Source organism: Thermodesulfobacteriota bacterium (assembly GCA_036397855.1).
GTDB lineage: Bacteria > Desulfobacterota_D > UBA1144 > Nemesobacterales > CSP1-2 > DASWID01.
On record DASWID010000195.1, the window covers coordinates 1 to 19,242 of the forward strand.

Below are 19,242 nucleotides of genomic sequence, written 5' to 3' on the forward strand. Positions count from 1 at the left end.
GGAAAGAAACTGACCATTTTTCACATGAAGATTATCAAATTCTAAAGTTCCATGGCATATACCAGCAAGATGATAGAGACCTGAGACAAGAGCTTAAGAAAGAGGGTAAAGATAAGAAATACATTTTTATGATAAGGACCAAGAACCCGGGTGGAGAGCTTTCGCCGGAGCAGTGGGAAGTGCTGAATGAAATATCAGACCAGTGTGCAGATGGGACTCTTAGAATTACAACAAGGCAAGACATTCAATTTCATGGAGTAGGGAAAAAGAACCTTAAAAAAGCAATTCAGCTTCTAAATTCAGAGCAGATTTCAACTTATGGGGCGTGTGGAGACGGGAACCGTAATACGGTTGCTTGTCCTGTTTCCGATATCAGGAAGGAATCAAGCTTTGACGGGCAGAAGTGGGCAAAACTAATAACTGAACAGCTTAGCTATAAATCTAAGGCCTATTACGAAGTCTGGGTAGATGGCGAACGAATAACCACTCAAGATGATGAAGCAGAAACTATTTATGGTAAAACCTATCTTCCAAGAAAATTCAAAATCGGCATAGGGCATCCCGATGACAACTGTATTGATGTGCACACACACGATATTGGAATTGTACCTGTCTTAAGTGAAAGACTTTTGGGATTCAACTTAATGGTTGGCGGGGGCCTCGGAACCACACACAGGCAGGCAAAGACCTATCCTCGCCTCGGCGATCCGATAGCATTTGTTGAGCCAGCACGATTACTGGACGCAGTTACGAGGATCGTTGAGTTTCAAAGAGACCATGGTGACAGGGCAGACAGAAAACACGCCAGGCTTAAGTACGTAGTAGAGGAATGGGGCGTTCAAAGAGTTAGGAAGGAACTGGAGGCAAGGCTTGGATATGAACTTTCAGGCCCGAAACCGGTGAAACTTAAGAATATAGATCATCATCTCGGATGGCACGAACAAAACACACGAGGTCTCTGGTATGTAGGTATATTCGTGGAGAATGGAAGAGTTAAAGACACAAAAGAAAATAGAATGAAGAAGGGTCTCCGTGAAATTGTCCGTAATTTCAGGCCCGGGATCAGGCTCACTCCCCTGCAAGATCTCGTGCTAACGAATATCCCAGAGGGGAAAATAGAAGAGTTAAAGACTGAGTTAAAAAGATACGGAATAAAAACGGAAAAAGAGTATTCGCCTTTGAGAACCAGTTCCATGGCTTGTCCCGCCCTTCCTACTTGTGGACTTGCTCTTGCGGAGGCTGAGAGATATCTACCATCGCTTATAGACGAGCTGGAAAAAAGGGGTTATGGAAATAAAGATATAAAGATGCGGATGAGTGGCTGTCCAAATTCTTGTTCAAGACCCCCCGTCGCCGAAATCGGGATCATAGGAACATCGCCTCATAAATACAATATTTATCTCGGCGGGAATTATGAGGGGACCAGGCTTAATAAGCTCTTCGAAGAGAATGCCGATGATTCAATGTTGGCTGATAGAATTAGCAGTTTAATAGATCTGTATAATCACATGAAAAATAAAGATGAAAGATTTGGCGACTTCTGTGACCGTACTGGGATCGAAACAATTAAATCTATGATAAATGAAATAGGCACGATAAAAATCTCTTGGAGTCAGCGCTAAGCGTTATACGCTTTTAGTTCAAAAATTTGGTGGCATCCGGTATTCTGTCATCCCCGACTGGCTCAGTCGGGTATTCTTGGCGACTAGCAGAAACGATAGGCGGGGTTTTCTAACCCCGCTTGATGACCTGAAGATTCCCGCTACATTATTTTGATATTTTGTAGAGGAGGGCTTTAGTCCTCCATCCTCCACCATTTTTCTTGAAAAATAAATTCTAACAACCTCATATTTACTACCAGACTAGAAATAGAGTTTATGGTATAAGGTTAAGGAGAGACCCCCATGGTCCATTGCTGACTGCGATTGATATTGGTATTTACAAGTTGAGTTGTAAATCAAATTCCGGTAACGTGTTTATGTGGGGCGATTTTTGCAGTTTGTTTGGCTTGTATTAGGGAGGGACAAACTTTATGAGAAAAATAAAAAAGATAGTCTGGGCTACCGATGGTTCAAAGGAATCTGAGGAAGCTCTAAACTATGCAAGATTTTTTGCCCAAAGATTTAACTCAGAAATAATAGGTGTTCATGTAATTGAAATGCCTGAAAGATTATTATATCACTATCTTACAGATCCTGAAAGTGAACACTACAGGTGGTTGAAAAGGGCTGAGCGGGATTATGCTGCAAAATTAGCCGCAATTGCCGATTATCTGACTGGTCAGGGGCTTAATTTTCGAGGAGAAATTTTAAAAGGAGCACCATATAAGGAGATTGTTAGATTTGCCAGTAATGAGAAAGCCAGCCTCATAGTTCTGGGGAAACGAGGACTCGGGCTTATAGACCGGATGCTCATTGGAAGCACCACGCTTAGAGTCTTAAGAGAATCCCGTATACCTGTACTTGCAGTTAAGAAGAGGGATGAAAAAAGTGCAGTGAATATACGCAATATACTTGTTCCATTAAACATAGATGAAAAAGTAGACTCTGCCATTAACTACGCGATAGACCTGGCGGAGAGGATAAACGCCAATATTTCGGCTATGTATGTTTTTAAGTTAAGCATCTATGACTATTCTGACTATGGAATTCATTCCAGCGTGATGGAAGTGTTAATGAAGGATTCTTCTAATGAACTTGAAAAGAGGATTGAGGAGATAAAGCTCAGGCGCGGGATTCAGAAAAAAAAGGTCAACAAATTAGAAATCAGCACAGAGATGACCCAGAGACTTAATCCGTCAGTTGCGATAGCTGACTATGCATCTAGTAAAAACATTGACTTAATAGTAATCAACACTCATGGAAGGAAGGGGGTTAAGAGGTTTATTCTGGGAAGTGTAACAGAAAAGGTAATTCAAGAATCTCCCTGTGCGGTGTTGACTCTGAAACCATAGGAATAAGGGGTCAATCCCTTGTTGACCAATCTTAATAAATAAGAATAATCTTTCTTAACCAGAAAATAGGTATTAAATGACTTGAGGGATTTCAAGTGTATTTGATCGAGAAGTTCATAGGAAATGTCTAATTTAAATGCAATATCAAGAAAATAAATCCCTTTTTTAAAACATCTATCAGTGGATACTTCGAACAACAAAAGATTTGCCCCTTTTAGTCCTTTTATTATTTTTAATCCATTCATATAGCTCAATTGGCTTTACATACCGTGCTGCCCCACAAAGAGATGCAATACATCATTGAGATTGTAATCGTTAATTGGCAGAATATCTACCGATCTATTTATCAGATGATTTAGGGTGTACTGTTACGAAATGGAAGAGCTATTACTTAACGAATATGAGAAGCCCACACGTCAGCACTATTCGATCCTTCTACTGAGTTGGGCGGGATGGATTTTTGATTTCTATGATCTGATCCTTTTTACCTTTCTTTTGATTCCCATAGGCAGGGAGCTGCATTTCTCCAATGTGACCCTTTCGTATGTTCTAGGCGCATCGTTGGCGGCAACCGCGGTTGGGGGTGTTGTCTTTGGATTTCTATCGGATCGTTATGGTCGCAAGAGTGTGCTTCAATGGACGATTTTAACATACAGTATCGGCACTTTCTTGAGCGGATTTGCTTCGAACATTGAGCTCCTGATGGTATTTCGGATCATTACCGGATTGGGTGTCGGAGGTGAGTGGGCCACGGGGCAGACCTATGTCGGAGAAACCTTCCCTCCAAAGGTGCGGGGCAGATACGGGGCGTTTATGCAAACGGGCGCTCCCATTGGCATCGCCCTGGCATCAATTGTAGGTGGGTTTGTTGAGCCCGTTATCGGTTGGAGAACGTGCTTTTTTATTTCTGTGTTACCCGCTTTACTTGTAATCATTGTCAGAAAAAGATTGCCTGAATCCGACATCTGGTTGACGAGGAAGAGATTGATTGACGAGGGAGTCCTACCAAAGGCTTCGGTTTCGAGGGAGGAGCGTGGTAAGTTTTCCGTTCTATTCTCGAAAGCGCACAGAAAGATGTTTATTCTATCCCTTGTCCTGGCAATATTTGATATGTCGGCATATTGGTTTACCTACTCGTGGCTCCCTGGCTACCTCCATCAGCAGAGACAATTTTCTATGGCCAAATCGGCGGTTTGGATGCTCGTAACTCAACTGGGTGGTTTTCTTGGCTACTTCACATTTGGCTTCGTTGCGGACATGTTTGGCAGGAGACCTGCCTATACGGTTTACTCGTGTATTATGGCCCTGGGGCTTATAATGATTACTTTGTTGTGGAATGTGATCGCACTCTACCCACCTATTATCTTGGCATTTATGTTCCTCGTTGGATTCGGGACAGGGATGTTTGGGGGCTATGGTCCTCTCTTCTCTGAACTATTCCCGACGGCAATCAGGAATACAGCCATGGGATCAGCCTTCAATTTGGCCCGAGGGGTACAGTTTTTCACTCCTGTTATTATAGCTGTGATTGCCGAGAAATATGGACTTGGAGGCGGTATATCCCTCGCTGCTCTCTTTGCTCTGCTCACGGGAGCATGGATCTGGACATTCCCGGAGACAAAAGGCAAGAAACTGGAAATATTGTAGAAAAGGGGACGCACGTCCCCTTGTTAGTTTTGGTTTTTACGGATTAAACTCGACCAAAAACAAATCCCCATCTCTCGCAATCCCCATGTCCCGGATATAAACCTTGGTGTCCCTTGGGCCCGGATCGAGTGGATTGCAGTCCAGCGTTGTTAGAGTATCTTCGAAGATTTCATCAAGAACTTCTATAGGGTCTCCCAACGCAGTCACTTCAGCAATGTCTTCCGCTACATCAGGAGCGATTTCTTCATTGTATACGTCACCCTCTTCTGGGCCAGCTAGCATAAAGATCCCCGGAATAGCACCGTTCTCTCCGGCGCGCCATTCACCAGAGTGGTCGGGCTCTTCACCGTCACAAAGAAACCCGTCATCCCCATCTGGTTGAAGTCCAGTAGGGCAGATATCCACATCCTCGCCGAAATAGCAGACGGTGCCGTCAGGCGCTTGGGCGAAGAAATTGCGAGAGACCTCAATGAGTAAACCGTCCTCGGATTCCATTTCCACAAGAACGCGTGTGTTCACGCCCGCTACCATTTCGATCTCATCCAAAACAGTGATCTCCAATCGGAGCACGCCTTCCTCGTCCTCAAGCACGTTCTCACTCCCCACAACCACCGGGAAGAACCCGTTGTCAATGACCAGCGAGAAAGGGCCGGCGTCCGGGTCGCAAATCTCAATACCTACGTTGGTATCTGGGCACGCTCCGCCCCCGCCGCCACCATTTTCGTCATCGCACCCGCCAACAACAAGTGTGGGTAACGTGCCCGCAATTAAAATAAGCAAAAGCTTCTTGTACCTTTTACGCATATCTGCACCTCCTATAAATTTATATTTTCATGGAGAAATTACAGCATATAATTCTAGCACACCATCTTTAAGCAACCCAATACCGGGAGCGTAGTATTTTAATTCCTTTGCATCCGGTTCAAGGAGTTTGATTATTTCTCTAATAGAGTTTATTTCCCAAATCCTCCCATGTGTTTGGATCGTAAACTCTACGAATCCCGGCTTGGCCCTATATACAAAGTACCAGGAGACAATTACGGGAACCTTTCATGAACATTACATTTTGGAAAGGTTTAATGTGAGTTCGGAATAAGAACCAGATGTAGTCTATGACCTGTGTGTCTGCCCTAACTTGGGACGAACACACAGGTTCGCCCCTGCATAAAAAGGTTTATAAAATTCGAAGAGGGGATGAGTCAGAAGCTATAGCATCGTGCATAACTTTCCATAAGGTATGGTCAAGCCATCCCGTTCATCCTGAGAGTCGAAGGATGCGCGGCTTTGTCTTGGCTGAAAAAGTCGTCCTTCGACAGGCTCAGGACGAACGGATATAGGTGTTTCATCGGTACATTAAATTATGAAAGGCTATGCATTTAACCATAAATTTAAACGGGAAGGGAAACTGTGAAGACAGAGCCCGCTCCCGGCTCGCTTGAGACCTGAACGTATCCTCTATGCGCCCCGACGATGGCATTGACAAGGCTTAAGCCCAGCCCAAGACCTCTTTGGGACCGGCTCTTATCGCCCCTGTACAGACGTTCCCATATTTTATCAAGCTCCTCTTGGGAAATTCCGACTCCGGTATCTTTTACGGTTATAATGACCTCTTGTTCTCTACGACAGGCTTCAATATCTATTCTTCCGCCGGTCGGGGTGTACTTGATCGCGTTATCAAGTAGATTTGCCAGGACCTGCCGTACCCAGTTGCGGTCGGCGGTTAAGTAAAGCTCCTTAGGAAAACCAGTATATACTGAAACGCCCTTTTCCTCAGCGGTATAACCGTAGAGCTCGACGATATCATCTATCAGAGGCGCGACATTAATCTCTTCTGGATCCAGTTTCATCGCTCCGGTCTCTGCTTCCGATATATCCATAAGTGTATTTAACATTATGAGGATCCGTTCGGACTCCTCTATGCAATCGCTCAAAGCCTCCCGGAGAACGTCTGCTTTCTGCTCGGACTGTAATGCCATTTCAGCAGTGCCTCTCAATCTCGTCATAGGAGTTCGCAAGTCATGTGCGACATTATCCAAAACGTTTCGCATTCCTTTCATAAGGGCATCGATTTTTTCCAACATCGAATTAAAAAGTGTGATCAATTCTTCGTGCAATTTATCAGTTTGATTCACTGGAACTCTCACATCTATCTTGCCGCTTGCGACGATTGAATTAAGAGTATTTATAATTTGTCGAATCGGATTAAGCGCGCGGTCGGCAATAAATACTCCGCCTAAATAAGCAAACAGAATTATAGGGATAATTGCGATTAGGTATACTTTGCGAATCTTCCTTAAAAGATCCTCCCGCTCTACTGTCTTTTGACCAAGTTGCAAAGTCGTACCGTCGGACATGCGTAGAGAAGTCATTTCAAATTCATCCTCGCCATCGCCGCCCTTTAGAACTTTCCACTCTTTGTCTTTGGGATAGCCACTTTTTTCAAGTTGCTGAATGCTTAAGGCTGACCAATCATTCGGAATTCTAGAAATAATTGGAATATAATTGTTTCCAATTAGGCGAATTAGAAAGGATTCTTCCTCGTCTTCAAATACATCCTGTCGTAAAGCTTCCAATCCATCTCCCTCATAGATCTCTGAAAGATCATTGATGTCCTCTTCGATTTCCTTTCTGCTTTGTCCGTAGATAAAAGAAGAGATGACGGTATATGCGTAAACATTTATTGCAAGCGAGCTAACGATGAAGAAAATGGTGTACCAAGTTATGAGTCTGAAGCTGCTTGATTTCAGTAAGAGTTTAGGATTCTTTAAGAACATAACCGACCCCTCGTATAGTGTGAATCATCTTTTTCTCAAAGTCTCTGTCGACTTTATCCCGCAACCTGCAAATTAACACGTCCACTACATTCGTCTGCGGGTCAAAGTTGTAATCATAGACATGGTCCATAATCATGGTTTTGGAAACGATCCTTCCTGGATTACGCATGATGTATTCGAGCAAGGCAAATTCACGGGGTTGCAGGTAAATCTTTCTATCCGCCCTGGTAACCTCACGCGTAAGGAGATCAATAGACATTTCTCCAACTGCTAAGCGGGTAGACTCCGGAGTATTGCTGGCTCTACGGATAAGTGCCTGAACACGCGCCAGGAGTTCCGAAAAAGCATATGGTTTAACCAGGTAGTCGTCACCTCCTTTCTGAAGTCCAACAATTCGATCATCCACTGTACGCTTGGCACTCAGTATGATCACTGGAGTATTTATGTTTTGCTTTCTGGCATTCTCCAATAAGGTTAAGCCATCTAATTTAGGAAGCATTACATCTATGACGGCCGCATCGTAGGGCTGGGTCAGCATTAGCTCGAGTCCAACTAGCCCATCTTTTGCATTATCCACGGCGAAGCCTGCCTGCTTAAACCCCTTACCAATAAATGAAGCGATTTTCTTATCATCTTCTATAATTAGTAATCTCATAGAATGACTTAATCCATAATAACTCAAATATGGTTTTAGTACGAGTCCACTAACATAATATTTTTAACGTTGAAGTGATTCGATTTCTACAAAAGCATAAATGGATTATATAATAAGCACCTCTTTTCGTAGTATTTTGTTAAGCGCATAAATTATTGAAGGAGTGGAAAAAAAATAGATTTTAAAGAGATCTCTGGCAACAGAAGGTCCGTAACATATTTATTTGATTGACCGACAGAGTTGGGGAAAATTCAGATTAATGACCTGCGGTGACTCATGATGCATTTCGCGGAAGTGCTACGTTGGAAGCCGCATTACTTTACTAAAACCCCCAACCCCCGCCTGCGTTAGAACCCTTTGATATTATGGAGTATTTTCAATTTAACATGGGTAAAACCTTGTCTCCTTAATTCGGGGTAGTAATAATAAGATTACCACTATTTTCCTGGGGGTATATAATTAAATTTGTTAGATAAAAAAATGCTTGCTATCCCATTGCTTTTTAGTGTAAAATTGATTAGGATTTGGTTTTCTTTTCATTAAATAACTGTTTTGTCGGAGGTCTAATAAATGAAATTCGGGATATATTTGAAGAATAGAAGAAAGCAGAAAAACATTACTCAGGAGGATTTAGCTCGTGCACTGAACGTTTCCAGTGTTTTTGTTCATCAACTTGAAACTGGAAAAGTTGACGCACCTTCGCTTGAAAGATGTCAGCAAATGGCAGATATCCTTGGATTGAAATTCGAAGAGCTCTGGAATGTGGCTAAGAATGAAAGGTTAAATAAATTTATGGAAAGGGAAGGAATTTTTCAGGACGCCGTACAAGTCCTTACTGAAAGCGAAAAAATGCTTGTGAGGCTGTATAGAACCCTTGACTCCGAAATGAGACGCGATTTTACTGGGATGATTTACATGCTTCTCAGGCGTTCTGAAAACGACAATGTTCAGGAGATTCTTGAAGAGTTTATGAAATGCGCATAACGAATAAATTAATGACAATTGCACAAGCTATTGGGATAGAGCTTTGTATATTTGCTCTTGTTGGTCTTGTATTTCTTTTTCAATTTGATAGGGCAAAGAACGAGCTTGTGAACAAGACCAAGGCGATTGCTGAAACCATTGGCGAGCAGGCAAGCAGTTTCTTTACCCATGTTGGTAACAAAGCGACTAGTGATGAGTTCTACCTTTTTCTTGATGATAGGCTTGGCAGGAAAAAGCTCTTTAACACCTTTGAAATTGCTCCCAAATTTTTCAGTGTTGTTGTGAAAAAAGATGTGGAGACCGGTATGTCTTCAGGTTATTTTATGGAGGATTTTTATCCCGAGCGAGGTTATTCGGTAAAAAAGAAAAATGGCGTAATTTCTGTGTCGGTACCTTTTACTATTGAAGAAGACAGCGAACCATTTGGTATCGTTAAAATAGATTCGGATACTAAGGCTATACTAAAGAAGGTATTAGCGGATAACTTCCTATTGTATGCTGCGATGCTCGTTGTTCTTAATAACCAGGCTTTCATCGTTTATTTCCTTTTGAGAAAAAAGAAGGAGGTAGTTTTTGAAAAGGGATATATCAAAGAGCATTCATTGGGTTCACTGAGGCTCATGCATAAGATTCTGGGAGACATGATAGAGGATCATATGACTGAAGGGGAAGGACAGCCAAGTAAGCAGGAAACCAGCAAGAATGTAATTTCAATTACTGACATTGCTGATAAGAGAAATAAATGAAAAAATCTATATCTCTGCTAATTTTAACCCCTCTTCTGATGATAATAATTTGGGGATGTGCAGCCTCCAATGAAGATGGAGTTGTTACATTGGACGGACCTATTCTTGAGAGCATTAATCAGGATGGCAATCTACAATTTAACGGTTCCGTTGTAAACAACGGTGACAGTCCAGTGCATTCAGTTTTTGTGCTGATTACTTTAACGGACGATAGAGGAAATGTTGTCGGTGCGAATTCCGTGCAGGTTGGTGATGTAGAGCAAGATGACGTTTTATTTCCAGGTGAGAGAAAGTTTTTCTCTGTTACACTGACCTCTGATCCTTCCGAAGTGGCCACAAAAAATGTGGAAATATTTTTTGATCCGGTAGAGGATTCTTAACCTGATCTAATAACCTCCAGCTAATCACTTAAATTCAAGGTTTTTCCTACTACATTCCAGGCAATATCTTAGATAAATTTATTGAACTTTAATTTAATCTGTCTTTATTTTATAATAGTTACCATACTGAATCATGATTAATTCGCATATAACTGGCGATGAAAGGTGTCTTGTCAATTATCGAATTAAGATCCTCCACCTTTGTGCAGTCTTAAACCCTAGGAGCAATTTTATACGCTTTTATACTCCGCGTATCTTGGTTAAGTCTTTTAATGATGGGAGTCGTAAGGGGGAAGGCGGTAAATGCACTACCAAAAAATAAAAGGATAGGGGTAACAGGGTGAATCAAATTACCTATGATTTTGAAAAACTGAGATTGGAGAACGAGCGGTTAAAAGAAAGGCTTCTTAAGAGCGAGGAAAGGTATCGTAAGTTATATGAAGAGAATCCCAGCATGTATTTCACTGTCGATGCCATGGGTACGATTATGTCCGTTAATTCTTGTGGTGCAAAACAACTTGGTTATTCGGTAGGAGAATTAATAGGGAAATCTGTTCAAATGGTCTTTCATCCTGACGACCATCAAACTGTGACTGAGCAATTAAGGGAATGTTTGCGGGGTCCTGAAAAATTACATCAGTGGGATTTAAGGAAGATCCGTAAGGATAACACTGTAATATGGGTTCGAGAGTCTGCTCGTGTCTTCAACGGAGATGAAGAAAAGGTATTAATAATGATAGTTTGCGAGGATGTCACGGAAAACAAGCGGGTGCAGGAATCTATCAAAAAGGCATATGACGAGTTAGAAACAAGAGTTCGCGAAAAGACTTCAGATTTGGTAAGAGCGAATGAATCATTACAGGCTGAAATCAGAGAACGCGAGAGGAAGGAAACAGAGCTTAAAATTATAAATAGCATAACTCAAGCGATGAACCAGTCCATCGATCTGGACGATGTTTTTAGGATTGCATTAGATAAGGTTGTAGAACAAGGTTATGTGGACATTGCGTGTATTTATCTACTCGATTATGCGAAAAATGAAGCTGTCCTACAGGATCATAGGGGCTTTCCTGATGATTTCCTGCAGAGAGCCTCGAGGATTCCCAAACCCAAGGGGGTTACGTGGAAGGTTATAAATTCAGGTGAAATTTTAAACGTTAGGAATGCAAGTGAGGATGCTGATGTGGGGCCAGCGGGGCGGGACTTAGGATTTCGTAGTATGTTGGGAATTCCTATAAACCTTGAGAGCAAAACTATAGGTGTTATCTGGCTGTTAAGCTACACGGAGCGTGTTTTTACAAAACCTGAGGTGGAATTACTCGTCTCGATTGGAGATCAAATTGCAATTGCGGTAGCAAGAGCGAATCTATACAGAGAACTAACCAGAAAGAATCGATATCAGACGATAATAGCGACCGTGACAAGGAGTGTCCATCAATCCATCGATTTGCAGGATGTTTTGGAGAATGCCGTTGAATCAATGAGCAATAACATAGAAGGCGTTGATAATGTGAGTATATACATGGTAGAAGGGAAGGAAGCAGTTGCGAAGGCTTATAGAGGATATCCAAAGTGGTTTATGGATCAGATAGGGAGGATCCCCTATCCCAAAGGTTTTACATGGAAGACGATCATAGATGGTAAACCAAGATATGTCTCGAATACCGAGAATGATAAGGTGATCGGTCCTGCAGGTTTGAAGGTGGGGACTAGAAGTTACGCTGCCATGCCCATTCATTTTGAAGGTGAGACGATTGGGTCCATCAATATAAATTCATTTAAGTTAGATGCCTTCGATGATGAGGAGTTGAAGTTATTGGGAATTGTGGCTCAGCAAATAGAGTTAGCCATAAACAATGCGCAGCATGCCGAAGCCCTCAGAGAATCGGAACAGCGTTATAGAAATTTCGTAGAGACAGCGAGGGATATGATCTTTACGCTCTCACCTGCTGGCACATTTACTTCATTGAATCCTGTTACTGAAACGATTACGGGTTGGTCACGAGATGAATGGATTGGTAGGCACTTCGCACAGATTATACATCCCGATGACATACGCAGGGCAATGCAAATATTTGGGTGTGTGATGAAAGGTGAGATGCCACCCATCTTCGAGATGCATGTTCGGAGCAATTCAGGAGGATATTTAACTGTTGAATCCATTGTAACCCCCCAGATCAAGAATGGGAAGGTTGTTGGCCTTTTGGGCATCTCGCGTGACGTAACGGAACGCAAAAAGATCGAAGAGGCTCTAAGAAGAAGTGAGGAAAGATTGAACTACATATTTGATAATACGCCAAACGTGGCTATTCAGGGATACGATATCGACGGGAGAGTAATGTACTGGAACAAGGCTGCTGAAAAAATATTCGGTTGGAGTAAAGATGAGGCCATAGGGAAGACACTGGACAAACTAATACTGGATGAAGAGACAACACATGAATTTCATTCGATTCTAAAGAAAATAACTGAAACGAATAAACCATACGGCCCATCAGAATGGAAGTTCATAAATTGTGAGGGTAGGGAAGGAACCGTGTATTCAACAATATTTCCCATACCATCCTCTAGTGGCAAATATGAGTTCATATGCATGGATATCGATATAACTGAGAGAAAGCGTCAAGAAGCACAGATACATCATATGGCCATGCACGATTCGTTGACAGATCTGCCAAACCGCCGGGCGTTACAAGAGAAGCTCGAATATATAATAAGTAATTCGGACCGTAGAAAAACACACGCTTTTGTAGTTATGGACCTTGATAATTTTAAACTCATAAACGATACCCTTGGTCACCTACAGGCTGACCAGGTACTTGTTGATCTAGCCAAGATAATGAGAAAGACCATGAGACCGGAGGATCTGTTAGCCCGTGTCGGTGGTGATGAGTTTGCCATGGTTATTCAAAATGTATCCCGTGATGAAGCCAAAACAATAGCGGAAAGATTTTACAGTGCTATAAATAGGTACAGTTCTTATCTCAAAGGATATAGCTTCCAAATCGGCATAAGCATTGGTATTAACCTATTTGATGGTAAGACAGATCCTCAAATGATTATGGCTATTGCCTATTCCGCACTAGCTGCAGCAAAGTATGAAGGGAAGAACAGGGTCATTATATATCATTCCGAAGAATACAACAGGGTAGAGCTTAACCAGGCTAGTCAATGGTGCATAAGAATCAATGATGCAGTACGCGAGAATCGGTTAATACTTCAGTTTCAGCCTGTCATAAGACTCGATAATCGTGAGGCTCTATACATGGAGGCCTTGGTGCGTATGAGGGATGCGGGTAATAAGACAGTCATGCCTAAAGCGTTTATTCCTGCCGCCGAGCGTTTTGGTCTTATGTCGAAAATTGATAAGTGGGTAGTGGAGAAGGTAATTAATTCTGTAGATAAAGACAATGGAGTTAGGACTTTTGTCAATCTATCTGGTTCGAGTCTAAGGGATGAATCACTTCTTGAGTTTATAGAGAATGCCGTCAAGGGGAATCGCAGAATTTCAAGTCATATCGGTTTTGAAATAACCGAGTTTACGAACATCACTAATATGGATCGATTGAATCAATGGATGATTGATCTTAGAGAAACCGGTTGTCAGTTTGCTCTTGATGACTTTGGAATGGGTTACTTTTCATTTGCTCATTTACTTAAGCTGCCGGTAGATTTTGTAAAAATTGAAAGTTCTTTTATACAAAGCATAGATACAGATCAGACAAGTAGTGCTATAGTGAAGGCAATAATAACGGTATCCCGTTTAATGGGAAAAGAAGTCATTGCAGAGGGAGTCGAAACCGAGTCGGTTGCAAATATCTTGAGTAGGTTGAAAATAAAATACGGTCAGGGTAATTATTGGAGAAAACCGTCTGATGATATCACATTTATATACTGAGAGAAATATGATACAAGGAAATTTTAAACCGTTGTAATTCCTTTTGATTTATCTGTCTGACTGCAGGTTTTCATAGAATTCATAGTATGGAGTATAATAATATTATAGAATGCGGAATCTTAAGTTATTTAATCAATGGTGAGAGATCGGGTTACCTAAAATATGCATTACTTCTTAGAGGTGAAATATCTATTGAATCCTGTGAAAAAGTATATTTTAATTTTGTGATAGCTTTACATATTGATTATGCTGTATAATTTCTCTGGTTTTCATTGCTTTTAAGTAGAGTTTAAACATTTTATTAATATTATAAATTAGTAGTTGCAAATACTTAATGAATATGTTTAAATCATAACTCTAATAAAGGAGAATGAATTGTTTTTTGGAAAAAGAGAAATCGCAGGACTCGATATAGGTTCAAGCGCAATAAAACTTGTCGAGATAAGGGAAACAAGGCAAGGATATCAACTGAAGAATGTTGGAGAATCATTGCTTCAACCCGATGCCATCGTCGATAAGGTTATCAGGGATCAAGATGCAGTAATAGATGCTTTGTCTTTGCTGATCGATAACCTCAGGTTTAAGACAAGAAACGTGGTTATTTCGATTTCTGGAAACTCTGTAATCATAAAGAAGGTAAGTCTTCCTGTTATGAATGACGATGAGTTGCGCGAAGCTATCCCGTGGGAACTTAAACAGTTCATACCGCAGAATATAGAGGATATAAATTATGATTTTCAGGTTCTGCCGGGTGAGGATTCAGAAGGAACGATGGAGGTCCTTATAGCCGCTGCTAAGAAAGATTTGACAAATGGTTACATTCAGATTGTAAACGAGGTTGGTTTAAATCCTGTCGTAGTGGATATTGATTTATTTGCCCTTGAAAACATGTATGAAGCTAATTACTCGGAAACAAATGGGATTTTGGCTTTAGTTAATATAGGTGCTGCGATTACGAACATAAATATTTTAGAGAATGGGATTTCGATCTTTGCCAGGGACTTGGCCATGGGGGGGAATCAGTTCAATGAATGGGCTCAGAAGGAGTTGGGGATTGGGTTCGATGAGTCAGAAGTGCTGAAATTATCCCTAGGAACTAAAGAAGTCACTGCAGAATTAAATAGGATTGCTAACGATTTTAGAGAGTCTATTTGTGGGGAAATTAAAAGAACTTTAGATTTTTTCTCCTCGACATTTTCAAAACCGAAGGTAGACAAGATAATGCTTGGCGGAGGGTCTTCAAAGGTTCCAAACTTGGGGACGGAGCTCGAAAATATTACACGTTGTAAAGTTGAACCAGTCAATCCATTTAGAAACATTATGTATAGTGTAAGTGATTTTGACCCAGAATATATTAAAGATATAGCTCCCAAAATGGGTGTTGCTGTTGGACTTGCCTTAAGAAAAATAGGAGATAAGTTTTGATTAGGATAAATCTTTTACCCTCGGAACAGAAAAAAGAGGCCAGAGCACTTGGTGACCTTATTGTAGGTGGCCTCGTAATATTTGCCGTGATAGTTTCGATTTTGGCCCTACACTTATACCAGGCAAAGGCATTGAGAGATGTGAATAAAGAGACTCTAAGGGTTGAGAAGAGGATTAAAGAGTTAGAGGATGTTAAGGAAAAGGTTGAGGCTTTTAAGGCAAAGAATGCGGAGCTTGAGCGCAGGATCAAATTAATTCAGTTATTGGAACAAAATCGTGCGGCTCAGTTAAATGTCATGGAATCTTTGGCAGAGGCTATTCCTCAAAGAGCTTGGATTGATAAATTCACCGAAACAGGGGACAAAGCGAAAGTGGAAGGGATAGCTTGGAATGAGTTCACCGTTTCAGATTTCATGAAAAGCCTTAAGTCTTCGAATTATTTTAAAGATGTAGAACTTGTCTCGATTCAGAAAAAGGAGATGCAGAATTTACCATTAAGGAGTTTTGTGATCGAATCAAATCTTAGCTATTCTGGTAAGGTCGAGGAAGGTAGTGAGGATACGGAAAAAACAGAAAAGGGAAAAAACAAGGCGAATCTTTGAATAAAATGGCAAACTTAGCTGACTTTGTTGAGTCAATTCAAGAAAAACCGGTTCGTATTAAGATTGCTATATTAGTGGCAATTATAGCAGTGATTTCTGGAATCTATTGGTATTTTTTGTGGTCACCTAACGCAGAGGAGCTTAAGACTTCAAGGGGTAAGCTACAAGGACTTCAGACGAAATTAGAGGAATATGAATTAATTGCAAAGGAACTTCCAAAGTTTGAGTTAGAGTTCAAGAGGTTGAATGGAGAATTTGAAATTGCCTCTCTTAAACTACCAAAAGAGAAGGAGATACCCACTCTGATTGATGGTGTTTATTCTCAAGTATCTGCTTCAGGATTGGAGCCTATCAATTTTGTTCCAAAAAAAGAGGTGAAAAAGGATATATATTCCGAAATTCCTATACAGATGAAAGTCGCGGGATCATATGCGCAGTTAGCTAATTTCTTCGAAAGGGTCTCCAACTTGCCGCGGATAGTGAATGTAAGGGATCTAAACCTAAAGCGTGACGATAAGACGAGTAAAGAGAATGATATTGTTCTGAGTGCTGATTTTACTACTGTTACGTTTCGAGTGCTTCCAGTTCCAGAAGATTTAGGAGAGACGACGAATACTGGAAAGCAGAAAGGAATAAGGAATCGGCAGAAATGATTTCTGGAGTTACAAGAGGATCGATTTATATTGAAATTATTATTTTGCTTTTTATGTTGACTAGCGTTTGTTCTTTAGTTGCTAGACCTGAGGAATCCACCTCCGAGGAAAATATGGATACCAATCTATCTCTCGAGAAATTAGATGACCAAAATAATCCGCAGTCTAAAGCTGAAGTTAGTAACCCTGAAAGCAAGCGTGATCCATTTAGGCCCTTTATAAAACTCGTAAACGAAGAAGAGACCGGGGATGGTTCATTGGTACCACCTATTAAAAGATATGAGCTTCAAGAGTTTAGAATAGCTGGGATCTTGTGGATCGAAGGTGAGCCAAGGACAATGATCGTAGATCCTGAGAAGAATACGTATTATCTCGCGGTCGGAGATGAAATTGGAAACAAGGGAGGAGTTATTTTGGAGATCAGAAACAGCGGCATTCTGGTAAAGGAAACTAGGCATTACGAAGATTTATTTGGTGAAGATAAGGTGGAGATAAGAAAAGTTGTTCTTAGCTTCCAAGAATAGTCTATAATTATAGATGTTAACACATTTACTACATCTTAATAGGAGGATGGATTGGTGAATGTTGATCGAAAGTCTCTCACATACATAATTTTTTTCTTAATCTATTCCGTATTTGTTTCGGGTTTTGACTTAACAGCGTCCGAGGATCACGGTAACAATAAAGAGTACTCCGGGGACAGTTCTAGCAGGAGTACGTTTGGAAATACAGGCAAACATCACTCGGCGTTAGCTGTTGCTCAGAATCAGGGTTCAGGCATGGTGGTTGAACCTCCGGCACCTGGCCAAAAGGATGCCATAAATTCCGTCGAAAGCATTAATTTTAACGTCGAGAATGGCGTCGGAATTGTAACTATAACAACCTCTAATAAGGCTTCATATGAAGAACTTCCGAGGGAAGGGAATACATCTAGGGTAAAACTGCTAAATGTCGTTCTTCCCGCGAATCTGCAGGTTTCACGCGACGTAAGTGAATTCGACAGCCCCTTAAATTTTGTTTCCTCATTTAGAGACCCCGTTTCAGAAAATAACACTATAATTGTGTTAGAGCTTAAAGAAGATGTTCCTATGTTTACTGATCAGAGTAACAATTTGTTGACCCTGAGATTTCAGAAACCATCAGAATTGGAAGCGGAAGCAGCTAAAGAGGAAATAATACCTTGGGCATTTGATTATCGTGTTGCGGCTACGCCGGGTGCCCAAAAAGAGTTTCGCGGAGAGCGTGTCTCTTTTGATTTCAAGGATGCGGATATCAGAGACGTATTCAGGATTCTTGCAGACATAAGCGGATTTAATATTATAATCGCGAATAATGTTACAGGAACTGTAACCCTAAAACTCTCGGATGTCCCGTGGGACCAAGCATTAGACGTAGTTCTTGAAGATGCCGGGTTGGGAGCAATTGTTGAGGGAAATGTGATGAAGATTGCTCCGCTTGCAACCTTGCAGAAAAGGCAATCTGACATCCTGGCTGCTGCTAGATCAAAAGAACAGCTTGAACCGCTTGATACGAGACAGGTATTCGTAAACTATGCAAGGGCTGAGGAGCTAGTACCACTTGTTAGTCCACTTCTATCGACGAGAGGTATTATTAGAGTAGATACTCGCACTAATAGCCTATTGCTAACGGATATTCAATCCACGATTGGATATGTAGAAGAGCTTATAAATAGTTTAGACACCAGGACACCACAGGTGTTGATTGAATCTCGTATTGTTCAAGCAACACTGGATTTCATTAGGGAGCTCGGAGTCCAATGGGGTCTAAATTACCGTGCATCTGCCGCAACGGGAAATCCGACTGGGGCGACATTCCCATCGAGTGCTGATGTCGGTGGAGTAAATGTTGGTGCTCCCTTTGGAACAGCGGCCGATAATTTTATAATTGATCTTCCAGCTGCTGTAGGTACGGGAGGGGGGGGTGCGATAGGTTTATTGCTTGGTAGCCTAACGGGTGCTTATGATCTTGATATCAGGTTGTCCGCATTGGAGAATAGGGGTGATGGAAGGATTTTATCATCACCTAAGGTATTGACGCTTGATAATCAGCCTGCAAGGATTGAGCAGGGGGTTTCAATACCGTTTCTGAGTGTCTCTGCGGCAGGTACACAGACTCAATTTGTCGATGCAACGCTAAGACTCGAGGTCACTCCGCAGGTTACAAATGACAACAGGGTACTGATGAACATTCGCGTCACAGATAATGCTCCTGATCCTACTATAACTGGTGCTAACGGACAGCCGAGTATAAGAAGGAATGAGGCAGAGACGCAAGCCCTTGCTTCCGATGGTGAGACAATTGTAATAGGGGGGATTCTTAAAAGAGATGTATCGGAAAGGATCGCCGGTGTCCCATGGTTCTCAAGGGTTCCTCTCTTTGGGTGGCTTTTTAGAAGGGAAACAACATTAGATCAAAGAAGGGAGCTGATGGTATTCATAACGCCTAGAATAGTTCGATAAAAAGGAGAGAGATGAATGGATATTAACCACATGAAATCTATTTTG

15 protein-coding genes are annotated in these 19,242 nt (G+C 41.5%); 12 read left to right on the top strand and 3 right to left on the bottom strand.

Features of this window, described 5'->3' with window-relative positions:
- The 3 genes from VGA95_14830 to VGA95_14840 all read left to right on the top strand — a co-directional run.
- Positions 1-1,622: NADPH-dependent assimilatory sulfite reductase hemoprotein subunit (locus tag VGA95_14830; protein HEX9667820.1), on the top strand; the 1,622-nt coding region annotated here is incomplete at its 5' end.
- 410 nt (positions 1,623-2,032) lie between these two features.
- Entirely contained in the window at positions 2,033-2,953 is a 921-nt protein-coding gene (locus VGA95_14835; protein HEX9667821.1) for a universal stress protein, read from the top strand.
- Positions 2,954-3,328: 375 nt separating this feature from the next.
- Complete coding sequence (locus VGA95_14840) at positions 3,329-4,600, top strand: MFS transporter (protein HEX9667822.1); 1,272 nt, start codon at positions 3,329-3,331, stop codon at positions 4,598-4,600.
- A gap of 36 nt (positions 4,601-4,636) precedes the next feature.
- Here VGA95_14840 and VGA95_14845 read toward each other — a convergent pair whose 3' ends face one another.
- From VGA95_14845 to VGA95_14855, 3 genes are all read right to left on the bottom strand, one after another.
- On the bottom strand, positions 4,637-5,404 hold the full coding sequence (locus VGA95_14845; GenBank protein HEX9667823.1) for a hypothetical protein: 768 nt from the start codon (positions 5,402-5,404) through the stop codon (positions 4,637-4,639).
- 584 nt (positions 5,405-5,988) lie between these two features.
- Positions 5,989-7,374, bottom strand: a complete 1,386-nt coding sequence (locus tag VGA95_14850; protein HEX9667824.1) for a HAMP domain-containing sensor histidine kinase — start codon at positions 7,372-7,374, stop codon at positions 5,989-5,991.
- Positions 7,355-8,029: a response regulator transcription factor gene (locus VGA95_14855; protein HEX9667825.1), complete on the bottom strand. Its 675-nt coding sequence runs from the start codon at positions 8,027-8,029 to the stop codon at positions 7,355-7,357. Before VGA95_14855 ends, VGA95_14850 begins: the two co-directional genes overlap by 20 nt.
- 570 nt (positions 8,030-8,599) lie before the next feature.
- On the opposite strand from VGA95_14855, the gene VGA95_14860 reads away from it, so the two are divergent.
- From VGA95_14860 to pilQ, 9 genes are all read left to right on the top strand, one after another.
- Entirely contained in the window at positions 8,600-9,013 is a 414-nt protein-coding gene (locus tag VGA95_14860) for a helix-turn-helix transcriptional regulator (protein HEX9667826.1), read from the top strand.
- Entirely contained in the window at positions 9,004-9,759 is a 756-nt protein-coding gene (locus VGA95_14865; GenBank protein ID HEX9667827.1) for a hypothetical protein, read from the top strand. Before VGA95_14860 ends, VGA95_14865 begins: the two co-directional genes overlap by 10 nt.
- On the top strand, positions 9,756-10,139 hold the full coding sequence (locus tag VGA95_14870) for an FxLYD domain-containing protein (GenBank protein ID HEX9667828.1): 384 nt from the start codon (positions 9,756-9,758) through the stop codon (positions 10,137-10,139). Before VGA95_14865 ends, VGA95_14870 begins: the two co-directional genes overlap by 4 nt.
- 340 nt (positions 10,140-10,479) lie before the next feature.
- Entirely contained in the window at positions 10,480-14,037 is a 3,558-nt protein-coding gene (locus VGA95_14875) for a PAS domain S-box protein (GenBank protein ID HEX9667829.1), read from the top strand.
- 375 nt (positions 14,038-14,412) lie between these two features.
- The gene (gene pilM / locus VGA95_14880; GenBank protein HEX9667830.1) at positions 14,413-15,462 is read left to right on the top strand and encodes a type IV pilus assembly protein PilM; all 1,050 of its coding nucleotides are present in this window, start codon (positions 14,413-14,415) and stop codon (positions 15,460-15,462) included.
- Positions 15,459-16,064 (top strand): PilN domain-containing protein, encoded by a 606-nt coding sequence (locus tag VGA95_14885; protein ID HEX9667831.1) that lies wholly within the window; start codon positions 15,459-15,461, stop codon positions 16,062-16,064. Before pilM ends, VGA95_14885 begins: the two co-directional genes overlap by 4 nt.
- Positions 16,065-16,069: 5 nt before the next feature.
- Positions 16,070-16,717 carry a type 4a pilus biogenesis protein PilO gene (gene pilO / locus VGA95_14890; GenBank protein ID HEX9667832.1) on the top strand — a complete coding sequence of 216 codons (648 nt, stop codon included), beginning with the start codon at positions 16,070-16,072 and terminating at the stop codon, positions 16,715-16,717.
- Positions 16,714-17,241, top strand: a complete 528-nt coding sequence (locus VGA95_14895; GenBank protein HEX9667833.1) for a pilus assembly protein PilP — start codon at positions 16,714-16,716, stop codon at positions 17,239-17,241. Before pilO ends, VGA95_14895 begins: the two co-directional genes overlap by 4 nt.
- 54 nt (positions 17,242-17,295) lie before the next feature.
- Complete coding sequence (pilQ, locus tag VGA95_14900; protein ID HEX9667834.1) at positions 17,296-19,197, top strand: type IV pilus secretin PilQ; 1,902 nt, start codon at positions 17,296-17,298, stop codon at positions 19,195-19,197.
- Positions 19,198-19,242 lie beyond the last annotated feature (45 nt).

What these genes read in the sequence shown, in the direction of transcription:
- VGA95_14835 (HEX9667821.1), top strand. Translation starts at nt 2,033, where the DNA reads ATGAGAAAAATAAAAAAGATAGTCTGGGCTACCGATGGTTCAAAGGAA.
- VGA95_14840 (HEX9667822.1), top strand. Translation starts at nt 3,329, where the DNA reads ATGGAAGAGCTATTACTTAACGAATATGAGAAGCCCACACGTCAGCAC.
- VGA95_14845 (HEX9667823.1), bottom strand. Translation starts at nt 5,404, where the DNA reads ATGCGTAAAAGGTACAAGAAGCTTTTGCTTATTTTAATTGCGGGCACG.
- VGA95_14850 (HEX9667824.1), bottom strand. Translation starts at nt 7,374, where the DNA reads ATGTTCTTAAAGAATCCTAAACTCTTACTGAAATCAAGCAGCTTCAGA.
- VGA95_14855 (HEX9667825.1), bottom strand. Translation starts at nt 8,029, where the DNA reads ATGAGATTACTAATTATAGAAGATGATAAGAAAATCGCTTCATTTATT.
- VGA95_14860 (HEX9667826.1), top strand. Translation starts at nt 8,600, where the DNA reads ATGAAATTCGGGATATATTTGAAGAATAGAAGAAAGCAGAAAAACATT.
- VGA95_14865 (HEX9667827.1), top strand. Translation starts at nt 9,004, where the DNA reads ATGCGCATAACGAATAAATTAATGACAATTGCACAAGCTATTGGGATA.
- VGA95_14870 (HEX9667828.1), top strand. Translation starts at nt 9,756, where the DNA reads ATGAAAAAATCTATATCTCTGCTAATTTTAACCCCTCTTCTGATGATA.
- pilO (HEX9667832.1), top strand. Translation starts at nt 16,070, where the DNA reads ATGGCAAACTTAGCTGACTTTGTTGAGTCAATTCAAGAAAAACCGGTT.
- VGA95_14895 (HEX9667833.1), top strand. Translation starts at nt 16,714, where the DNA reads ATGATTTCTGGAGTTACAAGAGGATCGATTTATATTGAAATTATTATT.